Source organism: Methylobacterium sp. (assembly GCF_028290105.1).
Lineage (GTDB): Bacteria > Pseudomonadota > Alphaproteobacteria > Rhizobiales > Beijerinckiaceae > Methylobacterium.
This window is the reverse complement of the sequence record NZ_JAQGKL010000034.1, coordinates 1-11892: the sequence shown is the minus strand read 5'-3', so window position 1 is coordinate 11892 and position 11892 is coordinate 1. Positions and strand designations below refer to the sequence as shown.

General features: G+C 70.1%; 13 protein-coding genes and 1 riboswitch. Of the genes, 6 read left to right on the top strand and 7 right to left on the bottom strand.

The features are described 5' to 3' along the window. The 4 genes from JWQ05_RS02490 to otsB form a co-directional block, all read right to left on the bottom strand. Window positions 1-529: trypsin-like peptidase domain-containing protein (locus JWQ05_RS02490; protein ID WP_299653945.1), on the bottom strand; the 529-nt coding region annotated here is incomplete at its 3' end. An 87-nt stretch (window positions 530-616) separates the two neighbouring features. Beyond that, window positions 617-1378, bottom strand: coding sequence for a DUF2459 domain-containing protein (locus JWQ05_RS02485; RefSeq protein ID WP_299653942.1), 762 nt, complete (start codon window positions 1376-1378; stop codon window positions 617-619). 13 nt (window positions 1379-1391) lie between these two features. Then, the gene (locus JWQ05_RS02480) at window positions 1392-2402 is read right to left on the bottom strand and encodes a glucokinase (RefSeq protein WP_299653939.1); all 1011 of its coding nucleotides are present in this window, start codon (window positions 2400-2402) and stop codon (window positions 1392-1394) included. Between the two features lie 66 nt (window positions 2403-2468). After that, entirely contained in the window at window positions 2469-3224 is a 756-nt protein-coding gene (otsB, locus tag JWQ05_RS02475) for a trehalose-phosphatase (protein WP_299653937.1), read from the bottom strand. Between the two features lie 205 nt (window positions 3225-3429). Between otsB and JWQ05_RS02470 the strand changes: the two genes are divergently transcribed. Continuing rightward, window positions 3430-3924, top strand: coding sequence for a DUF427 domain-containing protein (locus JWQ05_RS02470; protein WP_299653935.1), 495 nt, complete (start codon window positions 3430-3432; stop codon window positions 3922-3924). Between the two features lie 259 nt (window positions 3925-4183). Here JWQ05_RS02470 and JWQ05_RS02465 read toward each other — a convergent pair whose 3' ends face one another. Then, window positions 4184-5698 carry a Hint domain-containing protein gene (locus JWQ05_RS02465; protein WP_299653933.1) on the bottom strand — a complete coding sequence of 505 codons (1515 nt, stop codon included), beginning with the start codon at window positions 5696-5698 and terminating at the stop codon, window positions 4184-4186. Window positions 5699-6201: 503 nt separating this feature from the next. Between JWQ05_RS02465 and JWQ05_RS02460 the strand changes: the two genes are divergently transcribed. The 3 genes from JWQ05_RS02460 (at window position 6202) to JWQ05_RS02450 (ending at window position 8579) form a co-directional block, all read left to right on the top strand. Further along, window positions 6202-6741, top strand: coding sequence for a tail fiber protein (locus JWQ05_RS02460; RefSeq protein ID WP_366944542.1), 540 nt, complete (start codon window positions 6202-6204; stop codon window positions 6739-6741). Beyond that, complete coding sequence (locus JWQ05_RS02455) at window positions 6738-7232, top strand: GNAT family N-acetyltransferase (RefSeq protein WP_299653931.1); 495 nt, start codon at window positions 6738-6740, stop codon at window positions 7230-7232. The genes JWQ05_RS02460 and JWQ05_RS02455 overlap by 4 nt, the downstream gene beginning before the upstream one ends. Before the next feature lie 120 nt (window positions 7233-7352). Beyond that, entirely contained in the window at window positions 7353-8579 is a 1227-nt protein-coding gene (locus tag JWQ05_RS02450) for a serine hydrolase (RefSeq protein ID WP_299653929.1), read from the top strand. A gap of 92 nt (window positions 8580-8671) precedes the next feature. Here JWQ05_RS02450 and JWQ05_RS02445 read toward each other — a convergent pair whose 3' ends face one another. Together JWQ05_RS02445 and JWQ05_RS02440 are read right to left on the bottom strand one after the other, a co-directional pair. After that, on the bottom strand, window positions 8672-9307 hold the full coding sequence (locus JWQ05_RS02445; RefSeq protein WP_299653927.1) for a DUF2147 domain-containing protein: 636 nt from the start codon (window positions 9305-9307) through the stop codon (window positions 8672-8674). 276 nt (window positions 9308-9583) lie between these two features. Continuing rightward, entirely contained in the window at window positions 9584-9793 is a 210-nt protein-coding gene (locus tag JWQ05_RS02440; protein WP_299653925.1) for a hypothetical protein, read from the bottom strand. 216 nt (window positions 9794-10009) lie between these two features. Between JWQ05_RS02440 and JWQ05_RS02435 the strand changes: the two genes are divergently transcribed. Both JWQ05_RS02435 and JWQ05_RS02430 read left to right on the top strand, forming a co-directional pair. After that, entirely contained in the window at window positions 10010-10624 is a 615-nt protein-coding gene (locus JWQ05_RS02435) for a phosphatase PAP2 family protein (RefSeq protein WP_299653923.1), read from the top strand. 65 nt (window positions 10625-10689) lie between these two features. Further along, complete coding sequence (locus JWQ05_RS02430) at window positions 10690-11565, top strand: SDR family oxidoreductase (protein ID WP_299653921.1); 876 nt, start codon at window positions 10690-10692, stop codon at window positions 11563-11565. Between the two features lie 66 nt (window positions 11566-11631). Next, window positions 11632-11835: riboswitch (cobalamin riboswitch) on the top strand. Window positions 11836-11892: the final 57 nt, after the last annotated feature.

Below are 11892 nucleotides of genomic sequence, written 5' to 3'. Positions count from 1 at the left end.
CGATGACCTTGGCGTCGAGGGTGCGGTTGTCGTCGAGCGTCACCTGAACCGACTTGGCCTTGTCGACCACGTGATTGTTGGTGACGACGTAGCCGTCCGCCGAGATGATGAAGCCCGAGCCCATGGCGCCGCGCTGGCCCTGGCGCTTGGGACCCTGGCCGCCGAAGCCCTGACCCGGACCCGGACCGCCTTGGCCCGGACCACCCTGGCCGAAACGCTTGAAGAACTCGCGCAGCTGCGGAGGCACCTGCTGGCCCTGGCCCGGACCATCGCTGTCGTCGTCGGACTCGGCGCTGTCGTCGAGCTTCACCTTCACGGCGACGACACCCGGCTTCACCTTGTCGACCACGCTGGCAAAGGAGCCCGGCGGGTGGTCGGGGGTCTCGATCGGGTTCTTGGAAAGGGCCTGCGCGTAGGCCGGGGTCGCCGGCTGGGTCAGGCCGACGCCGGCCGCGCCCGTGGCGACGAGGGCGGCCACGGCGACGGAGGCGAGGGCGTTGCGGCGCAGGCGGTTGGGCTGAACGGTCATCGGGGTCTCCGGATCGGGGGGCCCGCGATCCGCAGGCCGTGATCCGATGTGTAGGACGTCCCGCCTGACCCGGGCGTGGCGCCAGGATTACGGTTTGGACAGGTTCGCGTCGGGCGGCGGCAGGGGCGTGAGGCCGGCCCGCCAGCGCAGATCGAGGAGAAGCCCCGCCGGATGGGTGTCGAGCACCGGGGTGACGGGCAGGCCGGCGGCGTTGAGCAGGCGTGCTGCCCAGTGGTTGCAGACATTGGCGTAGGAGAAGCGTCCCTCGCCCTCGTAGAACAGGCTCGGCCCGTAGAGGCCTGGGCCGCCGGCGACCGGACGGCCCTCCGCCAAGCGGAAGCTCGCCTCGAGCCGGGCCAGCAGGCGCGCGAGGCCGGCGCCCGAGATCCGCACGGGCACGATCTCGGAATACGGAAAGCTGTCGCGGGCGGGGCGCTCCAGGCCGACCACCTGGACCACGCCCAAGCGGCCACCCGGCGTGAACAGCGCCTCGAGCGCGAGACCGGCATCGAACTGCGAGAGAGTCGGCGTCGCCCGGTAGAAGCGCGCCTCGCCCCAGCCGAACTCGATCTCCGGATAGGCGCGAAACCGCGTGGCGATCTCGGCGAGCGCCGGGCCTCCGCCCGGTCCGGTGAGCGCAGCGCGCGGCAGGACGAGGCCGGAATGCCAGCCATGCGAGGCGAGCGCGATCGTCGCGCCGCCATCGCCTCGGGCGGGGTAGAGGCCCGGATCGCCCGGGCGCGCCGTCAGCAGGGCGGCGAGGACGAGGAAGCCGATGAGGTTGGCCAGGAGGGCAGCCAAAACGGCGGCGACGCCCCCGAGGACGCGCCCTGTCGGGCCCGCGCTCATGGAAATTGCCCGATCAGGGGGCGTGCCAGACCTGGCCGTGATACGCGAAGCGGTCGGGCTGGCTCGCCAGGGCCGCGAGGCCCGTGAGGGCCGGGTCGTGCACGGCGATGACGCTGGTGGGGATCACCTGCATCTGCGCCACGAAGGGTGGCTTGCGCTCGAAGGCCTCGCGAAAGGCCCCGCGCCGGAGCACCTCGACGATGCGGGGGGCGATGCCGCCGCCGATATAGACCCCGCCGGTGGCCAGGAAGGTCAGCGCGAGGTCTCCGCAGACCCGGCCCAGGAGCTTCGCGAACAGGTTGAGGGCCGCCGCAGCGTCCGGATCGGCGCCGGAGAGTCCGGCCTCGGTGACGGTGGCTGGGTCGAGCCGGGGGCCGTCCACGCCGGTGCGCAGGCGCTGCAGCCCGGCGTGTAGCCGCGTCAGGCCGGGTCCGGAGAGCAGGGTCTCGACGGTGACGCGGCCATCGACTCGCTCCAGGTGCGGCCAGAGCGCGTGCTCGGCCGGCGTGCTCGGCCCGAAATCCACGTGGCCGCTCTCGGTGGAGACGATGAGGAGCCGGTCGTTCGTGGGCAGGAGAGCCGCCGCGCCGAAGCCGGTGCCGGGTCCGAGGACGAGGCGGGCCCCCTGGTCCCCCGCGCGGCCCTCCTCCCGGCGCGGGCCGATGGGGGTCAACTCGCTGGGGCTGATCCCGGCCGCACCCGCCGCGACGGGCACGTAATCGTTGACGACGACCGCCCGTGAGAGCCCGAAATCCTGCCCGATCCGGGCGCCCTCGATCACCCAATGGGCGTTGGTGAGCTGCACCGCCGGCCCGTCGACCCGGGCCGCCACGGCCAGGATCGCCGAGCGCGGGACGCGACCGTTCGCGTGCGCCAGGGAGGCCCGGATGGCGGCGCTCGGGTCGGCGTGTCCGGCCGTCTCCTCACGGGAGAGCAGCACCGGCTCGGCGCCCGCCTCGGGCACCAGGGCGAAGCGGGCATTGGTGCCGCCGATGTCGCCGACGAGGACGGGGTATTCGAACATGCGCGCCGCTTCCATGAGGCGCCCGTGGGCCCGGGCTGGGAGGATGATCTCGGTCGGGGCGGTGCCTCAGGCCGGCGGCAGGGCGTCGGGGTCGATCGGCGCGCCGTCGGCCCAGGCATAGAGCAGGCGGCGCACCTGCGCTGGGTCGCCGAGGCGGCGGGCCGCGATGGTCTCGGCCGCGCCGATGCGGACGCTGACGCCGCCGGTCTCGTTGACCACCGCGAAGGCCTTCTCGTCGGTGAGGTCGTCGCCGAGGAAGATCGCCCGGCGGCCGGCATAGGGCGGGTTCGCGGCGAGCGCCCGGATGGCGTTGCCCTTGGTGGCGGAGGCCGGCACGATCTCGCCCACGGCCTTGCCGAGCTGGAGCCGGTAGGCGGCGCCGAGGGTGGCGGCGGCGGCCTTGACGGCCTCCCCGGCCGCGAGGGCATCGCTCGGGCTGGCGAGGCGCCAATGCACCGCCACGGAGGCGCCCTTGTCCTCGATCAGCACGTGATCGAGGGTGGCCACGGCAGCGTGCAGGGCGGGCACCCGGGCGCGCAGATCGGGATGGTCCTCGGCACGCCCTCCCGAGACCACGCCGTCGACCCGGCGCTCGACCCCGTGCAGGCCGGCCACATCGAAGCGGGCGGGGCCGAGGAAGTCGTCGATCACCCCGATGGGCCGCCCGGTGACGATGGCGAGCGCGCCGCCGAGCCGGGTGCGCAGGCGCTCCAGGGCGGGGGCGAGGGCCGGATCGACCCGGACCTGATCGGGCTTCGGCGCGATTTCCACCAGGGTGCCGTCGAAATCGAGATAGAGGGCGAATCCGGTCGGCTCGGTCACGCGGGGCGTCCCTTCGTCTGATCCGGGCCTGCGCTAGCATGCCCCGCGCCAGCCGAAAACGGGCGGCGGCAAAACGGGCAGCAGGAAAACGAACCGAGGGGAAAACGAACCGAGGGGAAAACGAACCGGGGGGAAAACGGGCAGGCTTCGCGCCCTGCCCTATCTGCCCGTATGTCCGCCCCCCGCTGGCAAAGGTCCCGACCCGATGTGGCCCACCCCGATCCCGCCCGGCCCGAACGAGGAGAGCGTCTGGGCCTATCCACGCCCGCCGCGCCTGGAGCCGGTCGCCGCACGGCTGCGGGTGGTGCTCGGCGGGCAGACCATCGCCGACACGCGCGCGGGCTATCGGGTGCTGGAGACGAGCCACCCGCCGACCTACTACCTTCCGCCCGGCGACGTGACCGCAGGCGTGCTCGGACCGGCGCGCCGGGCCGGGATCTGCGAGTGGAAGGGCCGCGCCGTCCTGTACGAAGTCGCGGCCGGGGATCGCCGGGCGGAGGGCGCTGCCTGGGCCTACCCCGACCCGACGCCGGATTTCGCGGCCATCGCCGGCTATATCGCCTTCTATGCCGGCCCGATGGACGCCTGCTTCGTCGGCGAGGCCCGGGTGACGCCCCAGCCCGGCGGCTTTTACGGCGGCTGGATCACCCCCGGGATCGTCGGTCCGTTCAAGGGTGGGCCGGGCAGCCGGGGGTGGTGAGGCGGCGAGGCTGATCCCGGCGACGCCGGGTCTCGATGAGCTGCCTGGACCGACCCGACCGGTCGCCCTCGACCATTTCGGGAATGCGGGCATTCGGTGACGGGGCTCTGGGCACAGCCCCGACGCACAATGGCACCACACGCGCTTCGCAGGGTGCCGCCCACGCCGGACGGTCCCGCGAGGAGCGAGGCTGTCTGCGGCGGGAGCCCGGCCCCGGCCCGGAGCTTCCGCGCCGTCACGATCGACCGGGCGTCGTGGTTCAGGCGCGGCGGTTGGCTTGCGCTGTGTGGGCCTGCGCCGGATGGACCAAGCCGGCCATGTCCTGTGGGCCGACCCGGCGCGGAGCAGCACATGCCAGCGCCACCCGCAGAAAGAACGTGCCACGGCAGCCGTCCCAGAGGTCGGCCGGGAGTGTGGCCGCGCCGTCCGTCCAGCGCCAGGTCATGTCGGTACTCTCGACCTGATGCAGCCCTTGCGTGAGGCGGGGATCGTCCAGCGCGATGTGGCGGATGCCGGTGAGCCCGTCGTCGATGCTGAGCGCGGCCAAGCACACCCCGAGGCGGCGATCATCGCCGGAGCCGGCCTCGACATGGGCCGGAACGAAGGTGGTCGAGACGAGGCGTACGTCGCAGGCTGCCGCCGGCAGGATGAAGCGGGCGGTCAGGCCCTCGACGTCGGGGTGGAGCACCTGCCCGTCGACGATCAGGTGGAGGTCGGCCAGCGGATCCTCCACGAGACGCCAGCCCAGCGCCTCGGCGCGATCGGCCAGGCGTGCGCGTGCGCTGTCGACGATCGGACCGGTTTCGTAGAAGGGGCGGCAGAAGGCCGACGGGCCCGCCGGCCGCTCATCGGGCGGCGCGGCGAGGTCGGTGACCTCGACATTGGCAAAGAATGCGCGGTTGCCGCAGTCGACATAGCTCTCGGCAGGCAAGCCCTCGGCGACCAGGATGTCGTGGCTGTCGAGTTCCACGTGCCAATAGGCGACGCTTTCCACGGAGACCTGGGTGATCGTGGTGCCGTTGATCAGGCGGCAGGTGGGAATCAACACTTCGCCGAGCAGGTCGACGCAGATGGCGTGAGCGGGCGATACGAAGAGATCGCGGGCAGGGCGTCCCGGGCCGAACGCGTGCGCCGCGATGCGCACGGGTAGACGGGCGGAGTCGCCGTGGCATGCGATGGTGCGGTGCCCGATCCAGCGGATCGGCCGCTCGGTGCCCTCCGGCGTCACGGCAAGGTCGCCGACTGTCAGGTCCTCGACCGCGACCTCGCCGCGCGCGGTGCGGATGCGCGTGCCGGTGACGTAGCAGGGAACGTCGGAATTTGCGGCGTTGAAGGTCGTGGGCTGCGACGCAGTCCCGTTCGACTGGTAGATGAAGTTGGTCGTTGAGGCGCTCTGCTTCGAGATTCGGTAATCGGTCCCGCCCGCCGTGAAGGCGAAACCACGGTTGTCGATGCCGTCGATGCTCGCCTTTCCGCTGGGCCCGAGGCCGCCATTGCCCTGCGTGTCGTCGCGCCAGAAGACGTTGTTGTACTGACCGGCGTTGCCGCCCGTGCCGTTCGCGTCGTTCGTCGCGACGGAGCCACCCTGCGTCGTATTGTTGGACGCGAGCAATCCGGTGATGGTCTGGCCGTTGAAGCTGCCGCTGATGCCGGTGATGGGGTATCCCTGGAAGGACCCGTTCGAGTTGTAGGTGTACAACGTCGTCGTATCGACGGTGAGCGTGATTGTGCCTGTGTTTCCGTTGGTTGTGAATTCGTAAGTATAGTTGGCCATCTCTCAATTCTCCGGTCCGAAGTTGCGCCAGAGAAGCAGATCCAGAACGGATTTGCCGGGTGGCGTTATGAATCGAAGACTAACTTCCCTGTGACGGCAGGGAAATACGCCTTTCCCAAAATTCTTCAGCATGTTGTATTGTAGCAACAATCCTGGGTTGTATCGAATAGTTTTTAACATTGGATATCGACGTTTTTTGCAATTCAGGGTGACAAGGGCGACAGCCTCTGTCTTGATGCCAGCTATGCAACCTGAGGAATTTTGCAGAATTTTTCATCGCATCTGAGTTGTGTAGGTCCTGCGGCTGGGAGCCCAGCGGGCGGCTTCCGGCCCGCGCGTCGGATATCATCGAGGCCACCGCGAGGGGGCACCGGCGATCCGAGTGGAGCCGGTGTGACCGCAGGGCGCTCGGGGCTGTCACCGCCGGTCGTCAAGCGGCGTAAGTCGACATTCGCTGTCGAGATAAGATTTGACAAAGATCGCGACCGATACTGGAGGAAATAATGGATCCGTTTCTTGGCGAGATCAAAATGGTGGGCTTTCCTTACGCGCCCAACGGCTGGGCCTTCTGCAACGGTCAGCTGCTCTCGATTGCCAATAACTCGGCACTGTTTGCTCTGCTCGGGACGCAGTTCGGCGGCGATGGGATGAATACCTTCGCCCTGCCGGATCTCAGGAGCCGGGTTCCGGTGCATCAGGGCCAGGGAAGCGGCCTGCAGGCCTACGCGATGGGACAGGCCGGCGGCGCCGAGGCCGTCACGCTTCAGATCCAGCAGATGCCCACCCACGCCCACCGGATGACGGTCGATGCATCGGTCGGCAATACGAATGCACCGTCGGGCAACAACCTCGCGCCGACGGAAAATCCGGCTGGGGATACTCCGCTCAACAGCTTCACCACGGGCAACGCCGCGGATCCGGTCCAGGTGAACGCCGCCACGATCGCTCCGCAGGGTGGCAGCCAGCCGCACGAGAACCGGCAGCCCTACCTGACGGTGAACTTCATCATCGCGCTCCAGGGTATTTTCCCGCCACGCCAGTGACGGGGACGCTGCATCGGCGTCCCGAGGGCGAGGCGGATGCCGCCTTCCTCTTCGCCCTCTTCTCGGCGGTCCAGGGCGGCCCCCTGGTCGGGCTCGATCCGCCGTTGCGCGACCTCTTGCTGCGCCAGGGCTTCGCGGGCCAGCACCTCACCTACCGGGCGCGCTATCCGGGCGCCCGCTTCGAGGTGGTGGAGCAGGCCGGCACCGCGATCGGCCGGATCGTCACCGATCGCGGAGCGAACGGGCTCACCCTCGTCGATCTCGCGCTTCTGCCCGCGTGGCGCGGTCACGGGCTCGGCACGCGCCTGATCGTCGAGACGATGGACGCGGCGCGGGACGCCGGCCTGCCGCTTCGTCTCTCGGTGAGCGCGGACAATGCGCAGGCCCGGCGCCTCTACGCGCGGTTGGGCTTTGTTCCTAAGGTTCCCGAGCGCGCGGGAGACCTTCATCTCGAACTTGCCTGGGCTCCGCCCGACGCGGGTGCGTCGTAGCGGGCGACCGGGACGTGACGCCGCGCCGGGATCCGGGCTTCGCGCGGCGGGCCCGAGGGTTTGCTCCGGCCTGGCCCGGCGCTATGCCGGAACCGTTCGGACAGGGACGGAGCAGGCGTGATGCAGGGTGAGATCGGATGCGAGCCGGGGGCGCTGGGGCTCTGTCCGGACCGCCTGGAGCGCATCGACGCCTGGATGCGGCGCCTCGTGGAGGAGGGCAAGGTCGCGGGCCTCTCGGTGATGCTGGCGCGTGGCGGCCGGACCGCGTTCTTCCGGGCCCACGGCCGCGCCGACATGGCCCGCGACAAACCCTTCGCGCCGGACACCATCGCGCGCATCTATTCGATGACGAAGCCGCTGACCTCGGTGGCGGTGATGATGCTCTACGAGGAGGGCCGCTTCCAGCTCGACGATCCCATCACCCGCTTCCTGCCGGAATTTTCCGACTTGCGGGTCCTCACCGGCGGCAACCGGGCGAAGTTCGAGAGCGAGCCGGCCCGGTGCCCGATCACGATCCGGGACCTTCTCACCCACACCTCCGGCCTGACCTACGGCTTCATGGAGGCGACCCTCGTCGACGCGCTCTACCGGCAGAACGGCGTCGATTTCGGGGAAGCGCAGGAGGCGAGCCTCGCCGAGGTGGTGGCCCGGTTGGCCAGACAGCCCCTGCTGGCCCAGCCCGGCGCGGAGTGGAACTACTCGGTGGCCACCGACGTGCTCGGACACCTCGTGGCGGTGGTCTCGGGCGAGGATTTCGCCGACTTCCTGCGCCGGCGGGTGATCGCCCCGCTCGGCATGGTCGACACCGATTTCTTGGTGCCCGGCGAGAAGCTGCCGCGTCTGGCCGCCAATTACAGCCTGTTCCGGGACCGAACCCTCAAGCTCTACGACGATGCGTTGGGCAGCCGTTTCGCCGCGCCGCCGGCCTGTCCCTCGGGTGGCGGCGGCCTCGTCTCGACGGCGGCGGACTACATGCGCTTCTGCCGCTTCATCCTGGGGCGCGGCGAACTCGAGGGCACCCGCCTCCTCGGGCGCAAGACCGTCGACCTCATGCTCGCGAACCATCTCGACGGGGACTTGGCCGCCATGGGCCAGCCGCGCTTCTCCGAGACGGCCTACACGGGCATCGGCTTCGGACTCGGGTTCTCGGTGATGCTCGATCCGGCCAAAGCCCAGATCGTCGGCACGCCGGGCGAGGTCGCCTGGGGCGGGCTCGCCAGCACGGCTTTCTGGATCGACCCGGCCGAAGACCTCGCCGTGGTGCTGCTGACCCAGCTCATCCCCTCCTCGGCCTTGCCCCTCCGGCGCGAATTGCGGGTGCTGACCTACGCCGCCCTGGTGGATTGAGGGCGCGGACCGAGGCTGGGGCCCTGAAAACGGGAAACGCCGCCGTCCTGACGGGGCGGCGGCGCTTCTTGCGACCGTTTCGGGCCTTGTGCTTATTCGGCGGCGGGAGCCGCGCCGGGCTTCGGCGCAGGCTTCGGGGCCTGCTTGGCGGTGCCGGCGGGCGCACCCGCCGCAGCGGCCTTCGGCGCCCATTCGGCGTCGGCGCGCGGGCCGCCAGGGCCGTTGGTCGGGCCGGTGAGCTGCCCCGGCGCCACGTCGTTCACCCGGTTCCAGGTCTGCGAGCCGCAGAGGAAGCCGAGCAGGCAGCCGCGCACCGACAACTCGGTCGGCTGGTCGGACCACATGGTCACGTCGTAGAACTTGCCCTCGTCGGCATTGTAGATCTTGCCGCCGTAATGGCCGTCCGGCTGCGGCTTCAGCCCCATGATGAGCTGCAGGCCGAGCGAGGGCCGGGTCTGCTTCTTCGGGTCGGGATGCTTGAAGTCGATCCGGGGCTGGCCCTGGTCGTTCAGCGGCACCTTCAGCCAGACCACGTAGCCGCACAGGTTGGTGTTCTGCGGTCCGCATTTCTCGGTGCGGATGCGGGCGCGCCCATCCTCGGTGAGCCAGGTGCCGCTCGCATCGTTGGGGGCGGCGGCCAGGGCGAGGCCCGGCAGGAGGGCGGCCGCAAGGCCCGCCAGCGGCGCCAGCCGGCGCGCGGCACCTGCGCGGATCGATCGATTCGTCATGCTTCCAACAACCCTCATGCGCCCGCCGCGCGGCGGCCCGCTTCGCTCGCGGGGCGGCGAGCGCCCATCGCGTGATGCCTCGCCTTCCGATGCGAAGGTGACGGGATCATGGCCGGCGCAGGGTGATCCCCGAAGATTCGCCAGGATCGGCGTGCCGTCGACCCGGGACCATTCGGGCGGGTTCGGAATGCAAAAAGGGCCGGCGCCTACGGCACCGGCCCTGCTCGAAGCTGATCTCGCCTTGGTCGGGGACGATCTGTGCGTCCCTGCTTACCCTTACTCGGCGGCCGTCATCTCGGCGGTGAAGTGACCGCACCAATCCTTCGAGGCGACCACCGGCCACAGGCCCGGGGACTTCGGCTCGGGCTGGCTCACGGGCGGATTGAAGCGGCACAGACCCTCGTCGCCGGCCGCGTGGCCGCCGTTGATCTTGTGGTCGTCGAAGAAGCGGCAGCTCTCGCAGGCCGCGCTGTGGTTGCTTGCCATGGTGGTCTCTCCGATGGGGTCGGGCGCCTCTGCGCCGCGTTGTTCTTAATTAGAACAACTCCAATGAAGCGTCAATCGTCCATTCGCCGACTGGTTCCGGTCACCTCTGGGCGGACCTTCGACGTGAGTGAAAACCCGAGGCGCTCGGGCCTTCCCCGAACGATTCCTCGAGCGCGGCGTTTATGGCCGTGCTTCACAGAGGTGGCGGAAGAATCGATGACGGACGGAGTGAGCGGCCTGGCGCGGCGCCTGGAGGCGGGGGACGTCCGCCTCGGCGTTTCCCTGGCCCGCGCGAAGGACACGCGGCGGGTCCAGGCGCTCGCGGCGGCGAGCGAAGCCGGCGGCTGGCGCTGGCTGCTCGCGCTCTCCACCGGCACGCTGGCGTACGGCCTGCTCAGACGGAACCCCCGCCTCGCCGAGGCGGGGCGGCACATGCTCGCCTCGGGCGTCCTGGCGGCGGCCACCAAGACCACGGTCAAGCGCATCGTCCACCGCACGCGTCCCAATGTCCTCATGGACGAAGGGTTCTACGAGAAGGGCTGGTTCGGGCCCAATGTCGGTCCCTGGCAATCCTTCCCCTCGGGCCATTCGGCCATGAGCGTCGCGGTCGCGAGTGCCGCCGGGCGGGCCTATCCGGAGATCCGGGGTGTCGCCACGGCGGCGGCGCTCGGCGTGGTCGGGGCCCAGGTGCTACGGGGCGCGCATTTCCCGTCCGATGTCGTCGCGGGAGCACTGATCGGTCTGACGTCCGAGGCGGTCGCGCACGAACTGGCGATCGGCCGGGATCGCATCGCGGCTTGTGCCGCGCGCACGGGCGAGGCCGGGCGTTAAGGTCGCGCAGCCGGAACGTCGTAGGAAATCCCCCGGTTGACGCGGCACCCCATCGGAGAGCGCGCGTGACCACCAACCCCCTGACGAAATATCCCCAGCCCCCCTTCGAGGGGCAGCCCCAGAGCTTTCCCGGCAAGACGGGCAAGATGTCACCGGAGCCGGATCACGGCGAGGCGAGCTACGAGGGTTCGGGCAAGCTGACGGGCCAGGTCGCGCTGATCACCGGCGGCGACAGCGGCATCGGCCGCGCGGTGGCCATCGCGTTTGCCCGCGAGGGCGCCGACGTGGCGATCTCCTACCTGCCCGAGGAGCAGGGGGATGCGGAAGCCGTGGCGGCCTGGATCGAGAAGGCGGGCCGGCGCGCCCTGCTGCTGCCCGGCGACCTCAAGCAGGCCGCCTACGGGCGCGACCTCGTCGAGAAGACGGTCTCGGCCTTCGGCCGGCTCGACGTGCTGGTCAACAACGGCGCCTTCCAGCAGCCCAACCAGGGTCTCGACAGCATCGAGGATGCGATCTTCGAGGACCATTTCCGCACCAACGTGTTCGGCCCGTTCTACCTGACCAAGGCGGCCCTGCCGCACCTGAAGCCGGGGGCCTCGGTGATCTTCACCTCGTCCGTCAATTCCAAGCACCCGATGCCCTCGCTGCTCGCCTACAGCGCCACCAAGGGGGCGCTCAGCAACCTCGTACTGAGCCTTTCGCAACTGCTCGCCGAGAAGGGCATCCGCGTGAACGGCGTGCTGCCCGGCCCGATCTGGACGCCCTTCATCCCCTCCGGGATGAGCGAGGATTCGGTGAAATCCTTTGGCAGCCAGGTGCCGTTCGGCCGCCCCGGCCAGCCGGCCGAACTCGCCTCCGCCTACGTGATGCTGGCCTCGCAGGAGAGCAGCTACACCTCGGGCGCCCTCGTCACCGTGGCGGGCGCCATGCCGGTCCTCTGAGGCGGTCCTCCGAGCCGATCCTGTGGGCTTCCGGCAAAGGCTCGATTGACGCCGGCCCGTCACGCGGCCTAGCGTGGCCGTGACGGTTCCTCCCCGGAGGATCAAAAGGGAACGCGGTGAGGGCCTTCGGGCCCGAAGCCGCGGCTGCCCCCGCAACTGTAAGCGGCGAGCCCATCATCAACACGTCACTGGAGGCCTCGGCCTCTGGGAAGACGATGAGAGGGCGGTGACCCGCGAGCCAGGAGACCTGCCGTCAGCCGTGGTCACACGCGGAACGCATCGGGCGGGGTGTCCTGGTGGGTGTCGGGGCGCTCGCATGTGGCGAAC